Consider the following 16,613-nt stretch of genomic DNA (forward strand, 5'->3'; position numbering starts at 1 on the left):
AGACCGCGCTGACCGTCCGCGCACCGTCCGCTGACGAACCGGGCGGACGCCGGTCAGCAGCGAGAGTTCAGGAAGCGAGCGCCGTCTCCATCGCCCGCTCAGGCGTCAGCGCCACACCGCGCGCCCGCGCCGCCTCGTACGCCGCGTCCCCCAGCGCCGCCCGCACCCCGGCCTCCACCTGGACGAAATCGGGATCGCCCGCGACGGACGCGCCGCGCATCGCCTCCGTCGCCCCGAGCAGCAGCGCGGCCCGCTCCGCGTCCCCCTCCAGCCGCGCGACCCCCGCCAAGCCCACGACCGCCTTCGCCCGGTACATGAACACCGGATGGTCGAACGTCAGCCCCAGCGCCCGCCGCATCCACGCCCCGGCCCCGGCCGCGTCCCCCTCGGCGTGCGCGATCCAGCCGAGCCCGACGAACACCGCCGCCCGCGTCGCCGCCGCGATGAACCGCTCGGCGTGCGATCCGGCCAGCGCCTCGTCGTACAGCCGCCGTGCCTCCCGCAGGTCGCCGTCCTGCCGGGCCAGTTCGCCGAGGCCGTGGTTGGCGGCGGCCACCTTGTCCAGGGCGCCGGCGCGGCGGGCCAGCTCGGCGGCGCGCTCCAGATCGGCACGGGCGGCGTCCGGCTCCCGGCCATGGAGGAGGATGTCGGCGCGGCGGCACAGCAGGTCGGCCTGCTCCTCCAGCGCGCCCAGCTCGCCGACGAGTTCCAGCGCCTCGTCCAGCAGTTCCATCGCCCGGCCCCGGTCGCCGCGATGGAAGGCGATCTGCGAGAGCGGGTCCAGGGCGTTGGCCATGCCCCACCGGTCGCCCACCGCCCGGAAACCCTCCAGCGCCCGCCTGCTGCACGCGTCGGCCTCGTCCATGTCGCCGCGGAACTGCGCCAGGAAGCCGTCGCTCATGCTGAGCAGCGCCCTGGACCAGGCGTCCCGGCCGGTCTGGAGCAAGTGCGTGTCGATGTCGGTGCGCGTCGGCCCGGCGGTGAGGCCCCACAGGACCAGGGTGGGCGGGTACTCGACCTGCCATTGCAGCGAGGCCATCTTCTCGGTCGCCAGATCCAGCGCGGCCACCGCGCGAGGCCCCGACGCCCCGGCGGACAGGGCGTTGGTGACGCAGTGGATGTACTCCTCGTCGCAGCCTTCCGGCGGTTCGAGGCCGAGGACGTCCAGCAGCTCGATCGACAGCGGCCCGCCCTCGACGCGGCCGCGCAGCCACCAGTACCACGACAGTGCGGCGACCAGGCGCAGCGCGGTCACCGGGTCGGTGTGCATGGACGCGCGCAGCGCCGCGTGCAGGTTGGCGTGCTCGGCCGCCAGCCGGGCCAGCCATTCCAGCTGCTCGGCGCCGCGCAGCATGGTGTCGGCGCTGCGCGCGAGGCTGAGGAAGTACGCGGCGTGCGCTCTGGTGAAGCGGTCCTGCTCGCCCGCCTCGGCCAGCCGCTCGGTGCAGAACGCCCGTACCGTGCTGAGCATGCGGTAGCGGGTGCCGTCGGTCTGGAGCAGCGACTTCTCCACCAGCCCGGCCAGCAGCTCGTCCACGTCGGCGTCCATGGCGCAGACCAGTTCGGCCGCCTCCAGCGTCGCGCCGCCGGCGAAGACGGTCAGCCGCCGCGCCAGCGTCCGCTCCGCGTCGTCCAGGAGGTCCCAGCTCCACTCCACGACCGCGCGCAGCGTCTGGTGCCGGGGCGCCGCCGACCGGTCGCCGCGCGACAGCAGCCGGAACCGGTCGTCCAGGCGCCGCGCCACCTCCTCCACCGGCAGCGCCCGCAGCCGCGCCGCGGCCAGCTCGACCGCCAGCGGCAGGCCGTCGAGCGCCGCGCAGATGTGCACGACCGCGGCGGCGTTCCCCGGGACGACCGCGAAACCGGGCCGCACCGCCGCCGCCCGGTCGGCGAACAGCCGCACCGCCGGATAGCCGGCCGCCTCCACCGCCCCGGCGCCCTCGGGCGGCAGCCCGAGCGGCGGCAGCGGGCGCAGCGACTCACCGGTGATCCCCAGCGCCTCCCGGCTGGTCGCCAGCACGCGCAGCCCCGGCAGCGCCGTCAGCAGCCGGTGCGCCAGCCGTGCCGCCGCCTCGATCACGTGCTCGCAGTTGTCCAGGACGATCAGCACCCGCCGCCCGTCCAGCGCGGTGACCAGCCGTTCCATGGCCTCCGGCTGAGGCCCGCCCGGCAGCATCGCCGACTCCCGCACGCCCAGCGCGCCGAGCACGGCCTTCGGCACCTCGGCCGCGTCGCCCACCTGGGACAGGTCGACGAAGCAGACCTCGCCCTCCTCGCGCGCCGCCGCCTCCAGCGCCAGCCGCGTCTTGCCCGCGCCGCCCGGCCCGAGGAGCGTCACCAGCCGCCCCTCGGCGAGCATCCCGCCGACCAGCTTCAGCTCGTCCTCACGCCCGACGAAGCTGGTGAGCTGCGCCGGGAGGGCACCGGTGGGCCGCGCCGGACCGGGGTCGCCGCGCAGGATCGCCAGGTGGATCTCCGCCAGCTCGGCGGACGGGTCGGCGCCCAGCTCGTCGGCCAGCAGCCGGCGCGTCTCCTCGTAGACGCCGAGCGCCTCGGCCTGCCGCCCGGCGCCGTGCAGCGCCCGCATCAGCAGGCCGCGCGCGCGTTCCCTGAGCGGATGCGCCGCGACGAGCTCGCGCAGCTCCCGCACCGGGCCCTCGCCCGCGGCGATCTCCGCATCGGCCCAGTCCTCGACGGCCCCCGCCCGCAGCTCCTCCAGCCGCGCCGCCTGGCCCGCCGCGAAGGGCGCCGCGACATCGGCCAGCGCCGGACCGCGCCACAACCTCAGCGCCTCCCGCAAGTCGCCCTTCTGGACGAGCCGCTCGAACCTATGGACGTCGACGTCCTCGCGCGGCACCGCCAGCCGGTAACCGGCCGCGTGCCCCTCCACCAGGTCCGCGCCGCCCAGGCCCCGCCGCAGCCGCGAGACCTGCGATTGGAGCGCGTTGGCCGCGCCGGCCGGCGGATCCTCCCCGTACAGGCCGTCGATCAGCCGTTCCGTGCCGACGATGTTGCCCGCGTCCAGAAGGAGCATCGCCAGCAGCGCCCGCACCCGGGGCCCGCCCACCACGATGACCCGACCGTCGAGGCGCACCTCGACCGGTCCAAGAACGCCGAACCGCATGGCCCCGATTCTCCCGTATGCCTACCAGTCGTCGAACGTGAAGTCCTGAGCCAGCTCGTCCCACGGCAGGTCGTGCATCCGCGCCACCGCGTCCGGGTGGATAACCCTGTCGGTCGCCCTCTGGTACCACACGACCGCGAGCATGGTGGTCCACCAGTCGCCCTCCGCCCGAGGCGTCGGCGGCCCTTCGAACAGCCCCATGCACTCCACCGCGGGCACGAACTCCGCGGGCTGTCCACGGAACCGCCAACTGGAGTCGTCATCGGTGGACCGTTCCGGCGGAACCACGTACACGGGCCGCCCGAACCGCTCGCCCGCCCGCTTCGCCGCCCTCTCGAGCATGGCGTCGTTGGTCCGGGCCGTGGGCAGACCTTCAATCCACCCGCCGTACGTCATCCGCATCTCGATGGACGTCAGCCGCAGCGTGCCGCGCCCGACCTCGATCGAGCAGATCTCGTTGTTCCTCTCCACCCGACGCATTATCGATCAAGCGTCGTGTGCACCTCGTCCAGCAGGCGCAGCACATACTCGCGATCCTCCCGCGCGAAGGCCGCCTCCACAGCCGCCACGGCACGCCCTCCGGTAAGCCATCCGACGACCTCCCGGCCGTCCCGCCCCCAGTACGCGTCCACCAACCGCGGTTGGGGTCCCCACCCGACCTCGTGCAGAACAAACTCGTGTAGATGCCGGATCGCCTCATCCGACGCCAGCCGCTCCCACCGCTCCAGGAACGACCCGACCCCGATCCCCGTGCACCCCAGGCTGCACAGCACCGTCCCGACCGCAGGCCGCGAGGGAAACCGCTCAAGCGTCCTGTCCCACCACTCGCTCAGGAACACTTCGATGGCCCCGCGCTCCTCCGCGTCCCACTCCGTCCAACCGGCCTTCGCAAGCTTGCCGAACACCACCGGCGGATCCGGGTAGACGAACGCATCGGCCGCCGCGCATTCCAGCAACCGGGGCAGGAAGTAGCGGAACTCCGCGACACCACCCCACGTGCTCAGCGCCTTGGCCGCGTACCGGGCGAGCACCTCCGGCTCCAGTTCACGCACCGGCCGTCCGAGCAGCACCCGATCCTCGTCCGGCGCCACACAGTGCGAACACCCCTCAACCCGCCCCGGCCGCGGCACACGCCCGAACACCTCATAAAGCCCCTCAACCACGCCCGAACCCTAACTTCCGACCTGCGCTGATAGGCCCCGGACAGCCCGGAGGCGCTATTCCTGCTTCCGGCTCAGCCACAGCACCCTCGCCCAGTGGTTCGACGTGATCGTCCACCGCCAGGTGGTCACGCCGGCCCGCCCGCTCGCCGGTTGAGGGCGGCGCGGTCCTCGTCCGGCAGCCAGGTCCCCACCGGCGGCGCCTCTGGCCGAGGAAGCGCCCGGAGGAGCCTGGCCAGTCGCGGATCGCGGTTCTCCCGATGCCAGACGATCGACCACACGTGCAGCGGCGTCGGCTCGACGATCGGGATCTGCCGCAGCCGCGGGTAGTGGGGGAGATCGATGTCCTTCTCTCCCACAGCGACGCCATGGCGTTCCCGCTGCAACTGCCGTGCCGAATCCCGGACGCCCACCGCGACCTCCCCGTACCGCACCGGCACGCCGAGGCCCTCGCTGAGCCGGGCCAGATAGGCGCGCCACTCGTCGGCCCCGCCCGGATCGGGCATCGCGATCCCCGCCTCTTTCAGATCGGCGATCCGCAACGCGGGACGGTCGGCGAGCGCATGCCCCTCGAACGCGAACGCGTACAACGCCACCACCGACACCGGCCGGTGGGCCAGCTCGGCCGGCCACGGCCGCGCGGCATCGTTCACCCGGCCGAACGCCGCGTCCAGCTCGCCGTTCAGGACGGCGGGCAGCGCGTTCGCCAGCCCCTGCCGCATGCTCGGCTCCACCCCCAGATCGGGCTCGCGATCGGCGATCTCGCGCAGCAGCGCCAGCGGCGTGAAGCGCTCAGCGAACACGTCCACCCGCAAGGCCGTGGGGGTTTGCGGACGCACGGCGGCGACGGCGGTGTCGAACGCGGCGACCGCGTCCCTGGCCAGCGGCAGCAGACGGTGCCCTGCCGCGGTCAGCTCCACCTTGCGGGTCGTCCGTGCGAACAGGGGCGTGGCCAGGGAGTTCTCCAGTCGGCGAACACGTTTGGACAGCGCCTGCTGGGTGAGCAGCAGGCGGGCGGCGGCCCGTCCGAAATGGAGTTCCTCGGCCACGATGACGAACGCGCGCATCCCCTGGAGATCGGGATCCATGCCCCAACCCTGGATTAACAACTCCCTGTTGTCAATCTCGCCGCATCGGTTGTTGGACGTCACCTCGCGAGCAGCGGTTATCTGACGCCATGACGCTCCAGATGCTCAGCGAACCCTCGTCCGGTACCACCGAGGCCCCGCCCCAGCTGCGCGAAGAGGTTTTCCAGCGGCTCCTGCGGCACCGTGTCATCGTCCTGGGCCAGCAGGTCGACGACGACATCGCCAACCGGATCTGCGCCGAAATGCTCCTGCTCTCCGCCGAGGACCGGGAGCGCGACATCCACCTCTACATCAACTCACCCGGCGGCTCCGTCACCGCCGGCCTGGCCATCTACGACATCATGCAGTTCATCCCGAACGACGTCGCCACCCTTTCCATGGGCTTCACCGCGTCGATGGGCCAGTTCCTGCTGTGTGCGGGGACACAGGGCAAGCGCTACGCGCTGCCGCACGCCAGCATCCTCATGCACCAGCCGTCCGGCGGCATCGCCGGAACCGCCTCGGACATCCGAATCCAGGCCGAACACATGCGCTCGGTCAAACACCTCATCCAGACACGCATCGCCCACCACACCGGCCAGCCGGTAGAACGCATCGAGGCCGACTCCGACCGCGACCGCTACTACACCGCCGACGAGGCCCGGACGTACGGCTTCGTAGACCACGTAGTGAAAACCGCCGACCAGATCCTCGCCGCCTGACCCGCACCGGGCCCGCAACTCGGCGTTGGACGAAGACAGCCCGACCAGGCGCTGCCGGCCTCTGCCAGACCAGGATTCAGGGGCCGGCGGGCGTCCTGCGCTGCTTTCAGGTATTGCATTCACGCTGGCCGCCGCGCTTCGCAAGATCAGTGGGTTCCCACACGCGCTCAAGTCTCGGGCGCAGGTTGCAGCCAGTTGCCTTCGGGGGCGGCCTAGGGCGCTTCCCTGGCCGTGGACGTGCCGGGGGCCTCTGTTCCCTGGTCCCGGTGCGTGGTCAGAGAGGGTGGCCGTCGGCGTGACCAGGCGGTTGTGAGTGGCTGCTCGTAATATCGGTGGACCGCCAGTGCCACCGCCTGCGCGAGCAGCGTGAAGGCGACGGCGAGGGTGGCGTTCACCCACAAGGCGTCAGAGCGCTGCGGTCCGATCACGCTGCTCAAGGCCAGCAGGAGCGGGAAGTGGCAAATGTAAAGGGCATACGATGCTTCTCCCAGCCGCACCAGAAGAGGTCGCGCCAACTGGCCAGAGCGGCCCTGGACATCGGCCAGGGCGAGGCCTGCGACGATCAGGGTCATCGGGACAGCGGTGGCCGCTCCCAGGGCGTACTGCAGAGGCAGTATGCCCAGCAGGCCTATCGCAAGGGCGAGCGAAGCGATGATTGCCAGGCGGGGCAGCCGTGGCCACCGTCCGGTCTGGAGCAGGCGCGCAGTGACGATGCCCAGAGCGAACTCCACGAGCCGGACCGGCGGGAAGACGTAGCCGAACCACAGGCTGTTCTGGTTGACCGGGAATTCCTCGATGGCAGGCGGGGGCCCGGGAATGGTCATCGCGACCAGCGGCAACCCCAGGGCGGCGATGGCCAGGGCTGCCCAGAGGTACCGTAGCCGCCTGCGCGGGACTCTCCGGACGGCGCTGATCAGCAGCGGGAACATCGCGTAGAAGAACGCCTCGCAGGACAGCGACCAGGCGGGTCCGTTGTAGGCGGTGTTCACCTCAAGGCGGGCAATCCAGTCCTGCACCATGAACAAACCCAGGAACGCGGCGTAGAACGGGGGTTCGCCAAACGAACTGAGTTGCGGGGGCGGCGCGGCGACGCTGAAGAGCACGACGGCGGCCGTCCACGAGAGTGCGTGGTTGGGAAATATACGCCAGAATCGGCGGCGCCAGAAGGAACGAGCCCGGTCTCCGACGGTATGGGTCCAGGTGAGTACGAAGCCCGACAGGATGAAGAAGCCGCTGACGGCTGTGGCGGCTATCGGAAAGGTCATTACTGCGGCATCGCGTAGGCTGCCGTCGACAAATCCCAGCGTGTGGCACGCCAGTACAATTCCGGCCAAGACGAACCGCAGGCCGGTCAATGACGGTAACCGGGCCCGTCGTGTCCGGTCGGGCATATATCTCTCCGTTTCCGTTGGACCGGACACTAGCAGCAGATGTCACTGTGAGTAATTATCCGATTGCGATACGTGGTCATTGCTTGAGGGTATGACTCCGATGCCAGTCGGGCACAGGAGCGGGACTGCCGTCGAGCCCCCGAACTTCGTCTGTGCGGCGCCCGCCACTTACGTTGACGAAGCACGGTGATGGGTTGATCGGGTCGCGCCTTCGCCACGTCCTCCCGCACACGCCAGGCCGACGACGCCATCGAGCACCTCGACCGAATCCCCCGGCGGCTCGAGATCCCCGCTTACCCGCGGCCCCGTGCGGCGAATAATGCGTTGCCGAACGTGCGGGGGCGTTGCGACGCTTGCCGGAAACTTACGGAAAGGACGGTCATGTCGACGCTGCGCGTGACGGCCGAGCGGCTCACGATCCACCCGCACGATAACGCCGACGCACTGGAACTGGCCCAGGTCGGGCTCTACCGGGCGGTGGTGGCCAAGGGGCAGTTCCAGACCGGCGATTGGGCCCTCTACATCCCGGAAGGCTCCCTCTTGCCGGACGAGCTGATCGCCGAGCTGGGCCTGACCGGGAAGCTGGCAGGTTCCCAGAAGAACCGCGTCAAGGCGGTAAGGCTGCGCGGCGAGCTGTCCCAGGGGATCGTGTGCCTGCCCCAGGCCGTGAGCGGGGTGGATCTCGCGGAGGCGAACGCGCAGGACCGCGACTTCGCCGAGGAGTTGGGCGTCACCAAGTGGGTGCCGCCGATCCCGGTGCACATGGCAGGTGAGGTCGTGTCCGCCGCGGACCTGCTCCCGTGGATCGAGATCGAGGACATCAAGCGGTACCCGTCCATGTTCGAGGCGGGCGAACCGGTGGTCGCCACGGAGAAGATCCACGGCTCGGCGTGCCTGTTCTCGCTGGTCGGGGGAGAGGCGTTCGTGTCGTCCAAAGGGTTCGGCGCCAAGCGGCTCGCGCTGGCGCACAACCCGAAGAACCTCTACTGGCGCGCGATCGAATCGCACGGCGTCGCGGAAGCCGCTCGCCGGATCGCCGACATCTTCGAGGTCGAGCGCGTCGGGGTGTTCGGCGAGGTGTTCGGACGCGGCGTCCAGGACCTGGCCTACGGCGCCAACGCCGCGGGCGAGCAGGTCGGCTACGCGGTGTTCGACGTGGCGATCGCGACCGCGGAGGGCCCCGTGCGCTGGCTGAACTCCGGCGAGCTGGCGGACGTCCTCGCGAAGGTCGAACTCCCTGCCGTTCCCCGGCTTTATGAGGGGCCGTACGACGAGGCGGCCCTGATGGACCTGGCCAGCGGCAAGGAGACGGTGTCCGGCTCGTCCGAGCACCTGCGCGAGGGCCTGGTCGTCCGTTCCGCCGTCGAACGCTACAGCCAGGTGACGGTCGGCCGCGCGATCGCCAAGTTCATCTCGCCCGCCTACCTCACCCGCAAGGGCGGCACCGAATACGAATGACCCGCCCTCCGCCTCGTACCGCCGCCGCGGTACGAGGCGGAATCGTCTTGGCTCACGCACCGCTTCGCAGATATGACGGAGCGGTTCTTGATTTGCGGGATGCCTTGTATGGTTGGCACGCGCAGATGATCGTGAACGGGCGAAATTCCGCGCTTTCGGCACGAGTTGTATGACCGATAATGAACTTCCGGTGAAGGGTTGGTAAAACCCGGATCGGCACGGCATTGTCGGTCACCCCGACCAGGAGGCACTGATGCGTGTCGGCCCGCTGCGCGAAGAGCAGGCGATTCAGCAGGTCATCGAACGGCTCACGGCGGACTACGCCGACTCCCGGCCCGACGTCGCGGACCTCGTCGCGACCGCGCAGGCCAGATTCGACGGGCATCGCATCCGGGATTTCGTTCCCATCTTCGTCGAGGGCATCGTCCGGCAGGAACTCGCCGAGCCGCAGCCCGTGGCTCCCGAGGAAAGCCAGGTGAACGCGGCGGAAAATTCGGGGAACAAATCCGAGCCGGAAACGGCTCCGCCGACCGAGACGAACGCGCAACACCTTTCGGATGCGCCCTCGCCGCAGCGGATCCGCATATCGCGGAAGACGGCCATGACGCTCATCGCGGCGCTGACCGCGGTCGGTGTCGCGGCCACCGCGGTGGTCGTTTACGTCTCCGGGCAGGAGGACGCCCCGGCCAAGCTCACCGTCGTGCGCGGCGTGGTCGGCTCGGAGAAGCAGACGTTCTTCAACGACCCCCAGGTACGCGACGCGCTCGCGCGGCAGGGCGTCGAGGTCAAGGTCGAACCGGCCGGCTCCCGGCAGCTCGCCACCTCCGTCGACCTCGACAAGTACGACTTCGCCTTCCCGTCCAGCGCCCCGGCGGCCGACCGGATCCAGCGGCAGCGCGGCATCAACGCCGAGTACACCCCGTTCTCCTCGCCCATGGCGATCGCCACGTTCCAGCCGATCGCCGACCTGCTGGCCAAGGAGGGCGTCGCCAAACGCGGTGCCACCTGGACCTTCGACGTCGGCCGCTACCTCGAACTGGTCTCCAACCGCACCCGGTGGGACGAGCTCGAGGGCAACACCGCCTACAAAGTGCGCAAGAACATCCTGGTCTCCACCACGGACCCGCGCACGTCCAACTCCGCCGCCATGTACCTGGCCATCACCGGCTACGTCGCCAACGGCGATTCCGTCGTCCAGGGCATCGCCGCCGAACGCAAGGTGCTGCCCGTCCTGTCCCGGCTCTTCCTAGACCAGGGCTACACGGCCAACACCACCGAAGGCCCCTTCCAGGACTACCTGTCGTTGGGCATGGGCAAGACGCCGCTCGCACTCATCTACGAGGCCCAGTACGTCGGTGCCGCCGTGGCCGGGAAGATCAAGCCCGGCATGGTGATGATGTACCCCTCGCCCACCGTGCTCTCCAAGCACACACTCGTCCCGCTCAACGCCTCAGGCGACCGAGTCGGCCGCTTGCTGTCCGACGACCCCACTCTGCAGCGTCTCGCAGCCCGACACGGCTTCCGCGCCCGCGACCCGCAGCAGTTCACCCAGGTCGCCACGGAAAGCAAGGTGCGCGTCTCGTCCAACCTCATCGACGTGGTCGACCCGCCCAACTACGTAACCCTGGAGCACCTGCTCAACGGCGTAGCAAAGCAATACGGATCCTGACCCGCGGCCCTCACAGGGCTTGTTGCTGCGATCGCTGCGTGGTCTCTGGTTCAAAAGCCGCGCCGCCGCCCGTGGGCGGATTCGCGGGCATCCTCGACGGGCTCATGCGCAACCGCGGCTTCGGCATGCGGGAGATGCCGTTCGCCGGGCTGTCCAGGGGCACGATCCACGGCATGCCGAAGGGGCGTTACCAGACCCTCCAGCAACTCAATGCGATGGCAGGCCCGCTGGGATGGCGATTTGAGGACCTGGCGGCAGTGGCCGGTGAACCACTGGGGACCTTCAACGACTGCTCGGCGCTCTGCCGTCACGTGGGCAAGGTGTATGTGGCCGCCATCCCTCTCACGAGCGAGCAGTTGGTGCAGGCCGTTGTTGAAGCGGATCGCCTCAGCGGGCGAATCGACGAGGGCTCGTGGCAACCTGTGGCCATGAAGATCGACCTTGCCCGGACGAGACACGTGGAATACCCGGCGAGCCACACGCCGATCACCCTGCCTAAAGTCTTGAGGCAACTTCAGACCCGCTGAAGTAGCAGGCGTGGTAGGAACTCGCTCGGTGGCTACGCGTACGACAAGTACAGATGGCCCCAACGCCGCCACCGTCATCGCGGCATTGCACCGAGGAGAGAAACGCCTCGTCTTCTGCGACTCACTGCAACTGGTGGAGGAACTGGGAGCCGCCCTGCGGCGGTACGACGGAAGACCGTCAACAGACCTACCCCCAGGCAGCACGAAGACCTCGTGCGGTATGGGGGCATGTCCAGCGCCGACCGAAGAGCCGGTCGGCGGAAGCCCGTCGGGCCGCAACACTCCGGTAAAGGCTATCGGTCATCCGGACATTCTGGATCAGTCAACGAAGGTGCTTGCTTTACGCGTCTCGCCCGGCATCTCTCCAGGGGCGTTGCTCATCGAGCACATGTGGAACGGCCAGCACGATGCCGCACCGGCCTCCGCCGATGTGACGCCCTGATCGCGAACGTGCCGGCGATTTCCACCCGCCTAGGGTTCGGCGAACTTCGGCGGCGTCAGGGACGCCGGCGGCCAGTGCGCCGGCCCCCCGGTGTTCCCAACACCGACGGCCTGTAGCGGCTGAGCGGCGCCCGTCCTGCTCTCGATTCGGTACCGGGGAGGAGAGCAGGCCGGGCGCATCAGTGGCCGTGCTTGTCTCGCTCATGCGGGTGGGAAGAGCGGGAGGGAGACTCCGGGCGTCAGTTCACGGCCACAGCGATGTCGACGCCAGGCCCTGGCCGTGCGCCAAGACGATCAGCTGTCAGATGCTGCTGCGAAGGCGGTCGAGGAGCGTCGTCCATTGAGCGGGAGAGAGAGCAAGGATGGGGCTCCGGTCGTCGAGCGTGGAATCACGCACGCCCACAGTGCCGTTCGTGGCCTGGGCGACCTCGACGCATTCGCCGTTCGGTTCGCTATGGCGGGACTTGCGCCAGCGGGCGTACTGCTTCGTCATGCTCCCGATCCTGCCTCTTCGGTGAGACCGTCGGCTACCCGGTGGAGAAAGGTGAGACTGTCCTTGGGGCTGAGCGCCGCCTTCCGGAGGCGTTTGAACATCTCGACGTACTGTGCCACCTCGCCTTTCTGGGTGAGGACCAGGTCCGTGGTGACGGTGTCGAGCACCGCCATCGGCGGATCGGCTCGCTCGGGGAATGTGAACAGGTAGAACGACGATTTTGGGAGGAAGCCCCCGGGAATGGCCGCGTTGTGGGGCAGCACCCGTACGGTGATCCGCTCCTCGGACGTGACCACCGAGATCAGGTGGCGGAGCTGGGCTGCCATGGCCTCGGCGGGAACGGCCAGCCGGTGGATGATGCACTCGTCCAGGACGGTCTCGTACGAGGGGCCGTTCTCTCGAAGCAGACAGCGCTGGCGGTGCGCACGTGCCTCGGCCATGCGCTCGGGCCGGTAGCCGAGTGGCCCTTGGCAGCGGTCGAGCTCGACCAGCGCCATGATGAACTCGGGACTCTGCAGGACCGCGGGCATCGCCGTCTGGTTGAAGCTGCGGATCGTGTCGGCACCGGACTCAAGGTCGGCGTAGAGCTTCTGGCGAGGGCCCATGGGATTGCCGTAGCGATCCCACCAGCCCTTCTCCGCAGCGTCGCGGGCCAGCCGGACGATCCTCTTGTACTGGCTGCCCTCCACACCGAGAATCTCCAGCATCTTCATGATCTCGGCGAGGTCGGGCCGGACCTGGCCGTTCTCCAGCCGTGTGATCTTCGTACGGGACTGGTAGACGAGCCGGCCCAGCTCGTCGGTGGTCATGTTGCGGTGCTCGCGGATCTTGCGGAGTTCGGCTGCGAGCCGGCGGCGGCGGACGTAGGGGCTCGGCATGACCGTTCTCCTCGCGTCTCGGTGGAGCTGTGACGGTGGCATCACTGTGTGTGCCGGTCCAGGTTCGCGTCGGCGAATTCGAACTGGCAATCGATTGGCCGGATCGGGTCACGCTATCGAGGTATGCGCACTTCAGCGATGACCTCCTGAAATCCGCACGTGCGGATTTCGGGTGTGCGAACGCCTCATGTGTGGGATTGGACGCCCGAAGTGCAGCTGTGCGCGGCGTGGGTGTGCTGATTGTTGGCTGGAATGGGTGGTGTGCTGATTCAACGTGTTCGAGTGGCCACGTCTTGTGACGATGTGGTGGTGACGGAGTGCGTCCCCGAGTGCTCCGCAAGGTGAACAAGACCCGAGGTGTCCGATGTCCCTGGCGCTCCTTCCCGCGGTCGAGCCCGCGGTGCCGCTGTACTGGCGGCGGACCTTTCCCGGCCGTGCCGACCAGGCCCGTGCGGCCCGCGGCTTTGTCGGCTGCCTGCTGGACGGCTGTCCCTATCTCGACGACGTCCTGCTGGCGGCGGGTGAACTGGTCGGGAACGCGCTCCGGCATACCAAATCCGGCCAGGACGGCGGCGTGTTCACCGTCGAAATCCTTCGTGGCTGCGGCGGCGTCGTGATCTCGGTCGCAGACCAGGGCGGCCCGAGCGAACCGGCCACCCCGGAGACCCATGATCTGGACGAGTGCGGACGAGGGCTGCTCACCATCGCTTTCGTCGCCGCGAGCTGGGGCTGGCATGGCAACGAGCACGGCCGGAAGGTCGTCGTGACCTTCGCGGGGGAGTGGACGGAATGAGCCGCGCGATCACTCACGCCCAGGCCCGCGTGCCCTGGGCGATGACCGCCGCGATGGCATGCGGTGCGGCGCAGTCAGCGGTGCGAGCGACCCACCATCCCGGCAAGGACGCCTCCGATGCGTTCACGGCGTACGCGATTCCTCGTCCTGTGCCGCTGATCATGGAAGAGTTCGGCGAAGGGTTCATCGCCCGCCCCGCCGGGCGGGACGCCTTGGCCGTTCTTGCCCTCCTCGGGATCGCGGGCATCCTCATCTTCCAGGCACGCGAAACGCGGATCGTCCGCGGAGAGGCCCGGCGCTCGGCGATCGCCGACCTGCTCAAGATGGCCATGGACGACCCCGCTCTGGACGAGGCATGGGGCCCGGTCCCCGAAGACGAGGACCGCAAAGCCCGCCGCCAGCTCATGTACATCAACATGATCCTTTCCGAGTGGCAGATGTCGTTCGAGACCAAGGCCATGGGCGAGACCCGCCTGCGCGCGATCTCACGGGAGCTGTTCAGCGGCAGTCCCGGGCGCGCCTTCTGGGAGGCCGCCCGCGACGTCCGGATCAGAACCTCCGACACCAGACGCGCCCGCCGCTTCCACCTGATCCTCGAAGAGGAGTACAACCGCGCCCCAGCCCCGTCTGCGGGACAGGGACCGGAACCGCGATCCCGGGGTCCCCGCTGGCAGAGGCCCCTCCTTGCCGCTGGAACCGCCGCCGCAGTGGTGGTCATTCCTCTGGCCCGCCGCGCCCGCCTCTGGCCATGGTGAGCGAAGGTCACGTACTCGGAATCTGTCCCGCCCAAGTGCCCTGCGGATCGGGTCGCGGTCGGTCTTCGGCAGGTGTGGGGTCCGCGCCCAGTTGCCGGACGCGAACGCCTCCCAGCTGGTGTCGCCGGGCTTGCGCAAGGTCTCGGCGTGTTCGGGCTTTCAGATCATGCCGCTTGGGACCTCGGCCTGCAGGGCGAAGGTCTGGTGGTACGCGGCCTGGTCGAGGCGGTCAAGCGTCGCGGATGTCTGGTTTGGCGGCGGAGAGCATGCGGCCGGAGATGATCACTAGTCGCTCGTCGGAGCCGATGCGCACGCCGGGTGGGAGGCGGTCCGCGTAGGCGGTGGTGGCGTCACGGCCGATGACGGCGATATCGCCGTTGTCGAGCTCCCAGATCTCGGGGCAGTCCTGCGTGGTCCGGCTGTCTCCCACTTCGGCGGCCGTCTTGCCGAGGCGGCGCTGGAACTCGGCGTTGTGGTCGGCTTCCCACGGTCTCGTCATGAGGCCACCCGCTTCCGTTCATCGGCTGTGCGGAGATCTTTACATCGGGGGCAGGGGGCGGCAAGGGCAGTGCATGGAGAGTGCCGGTTGTGCGGATGGCCCCCGGTGCTCTGTAAAGCGGTGACGTGCGGCTTGTGGCGAAAGGTCAAAGATCGTTGGCTTGCGGTGATCATGGTGTGACCCGGCGGCTACTTGAATCAGGCCAGGGGTGGGGCCTTGCGGGAGGAGCCTCGGTAGGTCTCTGGGGTGTAGCGCTTGCTGTTCTCCTGGAGCTTGTCGTCTGCGGCTTGGAGTAGGTCTACGTCCAGGAGGTCGGCGAGTCTGGTCAGGTAGAGGAAGACGTCGGCTAGTTCGCCGCGGATACGGGGGCTTGCTTCGGGGTCGGTTGCGACCGTGCGGGACTGCTCTGGGGTCAGCCACTGGAACTCGGCGACGAGTTCGCCTACTTCGCCGGCCAGGGCCATCGCCAGGTTCTTGGGGGTGTGGAACTGCTCCCAGTCCCTTTCGGCCGCGAACTCCCGGAGTTGTGCGGCCAACTCGCCGATGTCTTCCATCCCGCCAGGTTAGGGGGCCGCCAGGAAGTCGGTGATCTGCTGGCGGGTGGGGGCTGTGGCCGGGCCTTGATGGAGGACGGAGAGGGCGGCTGCGGCGTTGGCTCGGCGGGCCGCTGTTTCCAGGTCGGTGCCGCGGAGTAGTTCGGCGGCCAGGACTCCGCAGTGGGTGTCCCCGGCGCCGTTGGTGTCCACCGGGGTGACGGGGTAACCGGGGATGTGGCGGGTTCGGCCGGCGTGGGTGATGGTGCAGCCTGAGGCGCCAGTTCTGATGATGACCGTGGCTGTGGTGGGAAGGTGCAGGGCTTTGGCCTCGGTCGTATTGCAGCTCAGGATCGTGACGTATTTCAGGAGGTCGTCCAGGGGGAGGTCGGCGGCCAAGGGGCCTGGGTCCAGAAGGACTTGTACGGGTGGGAGCGCGGCCAGCCAGGTTTGCAGGGCGAGTTGGTTGGCGGGGTCCAGGAGGGTGTAGCCGGTGACGTAGATGAGGTCGGTCTCGTTGACCTGGACGTTGTCGAGGTGGAGCCGGCCTCCTGCGCCGGTGCCGGTGACGAAGGTGCGTTCGCCGTTTTCTTCTATGAGGGCCACGCATATGCCCGTGCCTGACTCGTCAGTGGGTGGTTGGGCTGTTGCGATTCCTTCGGCTTGGAGCGCTGCTCGGACTCGGTCGCCGAACGGGCCTGTGCCGTGGGTGCCCGCGTAGAGGACGTCCGCGCCTGAACGGGCGGCCGCCGCCATCACGTTGATGCCGCCGCCGGGGGTCAGGTCCGTAGTGGTGGCCAGGACGTCGTGCCCAGAGGTGGGGAGCGCTGGGACGCGCATGACGAGGTCGAGTATGACCTGGCCGATGTGGATGAGTCGTCCGTTCAACGTGTCCTGCCTTACGGGTTCTGAGCTGATCAGATGGGGGTTGGGAAAAGGGATTTCAATGGCGAAGTTTGACGAAAATGGGTGATCAAGTCGAGGCTTCATTAAAACAAGCGCGGGGTATAAGCGGTGCGAGACATCTCGCTACCCCCTACCCGTCCCCAGCCAACGGAGCACCGAATGCATGCCTCCCGCCTCGGCGCAATTACTCTCGGTAC

Annotated in this window: 16 protein-coding genes; 6 read left to right on the forward strand and 10 right to left on the reverse strand. The window is 68.9% G+C overall.

Annotation, left to right across the window (positions count from 1 at the left end):
• Positions 1-67: 67 nt before the first annotated feature.
• The 4 genes from ABD340_RS14880 to ABD340_RS14895 all read right to left on the reverse strand — a co-directional run bounded on the left by ABD340_RS14880 (position 68) and on the right by ABD340_RS14895 (position 5,372).
• Positions 68-3,124, reverse strand: a complete 3,057-nt coding sequence (locus ABD340_RS14880) for an AfsR/SARP family transcriptional regulator (RefSeq protein WP_344589520.1) — start codon at positions 3,122-3,124, stop codon at positions 68-70.
• A 21-nt stretch (positions 3,125-3,145) separates the two neighbouring features.
• On the reverse strand, positions 3,146-3,595 hold the full coding sequence (locus ABD340_RS14885) for a hypothetical protein (RefSeq protein ID WP_344589521.1): 450 nt from the start codon (positions 3,593-3,595) through the stop codon (positions 3,146-3,148).
• Between the two features lie 8 nt (positions 3,596-3,603).
• On the reverse strand, positions 3,604-4,215 hold the full coding sequence (locus tag ABD340_RS14890) for a hypothetical protein (protein ID WP_344589522.1): 612 nt from the start codon (positions 4,213-4,215) through the stop codon (positions 3,604-3,606).
• A 197-nt stretch (positions 4,216-4,412) separates the two neighbouring features.
• Positions 4,413-5,372, reverse strand: a complete 960-nt coding sequence (locus tag ABD340_RS14895) for a LysR family transcriptional regulator (RefSeq protein ID WP_344589523.1) — start codon at positions 5,370-5,372, stop codon at positions 4,413-4,415.
• Positions 5,373-5,473: 101 nt separating this feature from the next.
• Here ABD340_RS14895 and ABD340_RS14900 point away from each other — a divergent pair, with 101 nt between their 5' ends.
• Positions 5,474-6,073: an ATP-dependent Clp protease proteolytic subunit gene (locus ABD340_RS14900; protein ID WP_344589524.1), complete on the forward strand. Its 600-nt coding sequence runs from the start codon at positions 5,474-5,476 to the stop codon at positions 6,071-6,073.
• 212 nt (positions 6,074-6,285) lie between these two features.
• On the opposite strand, the gene ABD340_RS14905 is transcribed toward ABD340_RS14900, so the two are convergent.
• On the reverse strand, positions 6,286-7,464 hold the full coding sequence (locus tag ABD340_RS14905; protein ID WP_344589525.1) for an acyltransferase family protein: 1,179 nt from the start codon (positions 7,462-7,464) through the stop codon (positions 6,286-6,288).
• A gap of 381 nt (positions 7,465-7,845) precedes the next feature.
• On the opposite strand from ABD340_RS14905, the gene ABD340_RS14910 reads away from it, so the two are divergent.
• The 3 genes from ABD340_RS14910 to ABD340_RS14920 all read left to right on the forward strand — a co-directional run bounded on the left by ABD340_RS14910 (position 7,846) and on the right by ABD340_RS14920 (position 11,118).
• Entirely contained in the window at positions 7,846-8,922 is a 1,077-nt protein-coding gene (locus tag ABD340_RS14910) for an RNA ligase (ATP) (RefSeq protein WP_344589526.1), read from the forward strand.
• 253 nt (positions 8,923-9,175) lie between these two features.
• Positions 9,176-10,591 (forward strand): three-helix bundle dimerization domain-containing protein, encoded by a 1,416-nt coding sequence (locus ABD340_RS14915; RefSeq protein WP_344589527.1) that lies wholly within the window; start codon positions 9,176-9,178, stop codon positions 10,589-10,591.
• Positions 10,592-10,629: 38 nt separating this feature from the next.
• The gene (locus ABD340_RS14920) at positions 10,630-11,118 is read left to right on the forward strand and encodes a hypothetical protein (RefSeq protein WP_344589528.1); all 489 of its coding nucleotides are present in this window, start codon (positions 10,630-10,632) and stop codon (positions 11,116-11,118) included.
• Between the two features lie 742 nt (positions 11,119-11,860).
• Here the strand turns inward: ABD340_RS14920 and ABD340_RS14925 are convergent.
• Entirely contained in the window at positions 11,861-12,052 is a 192-nt protein-coding gene (locus tag ABD340_RS14925) for a DUF397 domain-containing protein (RefSeq protein WP_344589529.1), read from the reverse strand.
• Positions 12,049-12,930 (reverse strand): helix-turn-helix domain-containing protein, encoded by an 882-nt coding sequence (locus tag ABD340_RS14930; RefSeq protein ID WP_344589530.1) that lies wholly within the window; start codon positions 12,928-12,930, stop codon positions 12,049-12,051. Before ABD340_RS14930 ends, ABD340_RS14925 begins: the two co-directional genes overlap by 4 nt.
• Before the next feature lie 364 nt (positions 12,931-13,294).
• On the opposite strand from ABD340_RS14930, the gene ABD340_RS14935 reads away from it, so the two are divergent.
• Entirely contained in the window at positions 13,295-13,723 is a 429-nt protein-coding gene (locus ABD340_RS14935) for an ATP-binding protein (protein ID WP_344589531.1), read from the forward strand.
• Positions 13,720-14,478: a DUF6082 family protein gene (locus ABD340_RS14940; RefSeq protein ID WP_344589532.1), complete on the forward strand. Its 759-nt coding sequence runs from the start codon at positions 13,720-13,722 to the stop codon at positions 14,476-14,478. Before ABD340_RS14935 ends, ABD340_RS14940 begins: the two co-directional genes overlap by 4 nt.
• Positions 14,479-14,707: 229 nt before the next feature.
• On the opposite strand, the gene ABD340_RS14945 is transcribed toward ABD340_RS14940, so the two are convergent.
• The 3 genes from ABD340_RS14945 to ABD340_RS14955 all read right to left on the reverse strand — a co-directional run bounded on the left by ABD340_RS14945 (position 14,708) and on the right by ABD340_RS14955 (position 16,398).
• Positions 14,708-14,977: a hypothetical protein gene (locus tag ABD340_RS14945; RefSeq protein WP_344589533.1), complete on the reverse strand. Its 270-nt coding sequence runs from the start codon at positions 14,975-14,977 to the stop codon at positions 14,708-14,710.
• 197 nt (positions 14,978-15,174) lie between these two features.
• Positions 15,175-15,531 (reverse strand): nucleotide pyrophosphohydrolase, encoded by a 357-nt coding sequence (locus tag ABD340_RS14950; protein ID WP_344589534.1) that lies wholly within the window; start codon positions 15,529-15,531, stop codon positions 15,175-15,177.
• A 9-nt stretch (positions 15,532-15,540) separates the two neighbouring features.
• Positions 15,541-16,398, reverse strand: a complete 858-nt coding sequence (locus tag ABD340_RS14955) for a PfkB family carbohydrate kinase (protein WP_344589535.1) — start codon at positions 16,396-16,398, stop codon at positions 15,541-15,543.
• Between the last annotated feature and the right edge of the window lie 215 nt (positions 16,399-16,613).

This window comes from Actinomadura vinacea (assembly GCF_039532545.1).
Taxonomy (GTDB): domain Bacteria; phylum Actinomycetota; class Actinomycetes; order Streptosporangiales; family Streptosporangiaceae; genus Spirillospora; species Spirillospora vinacea.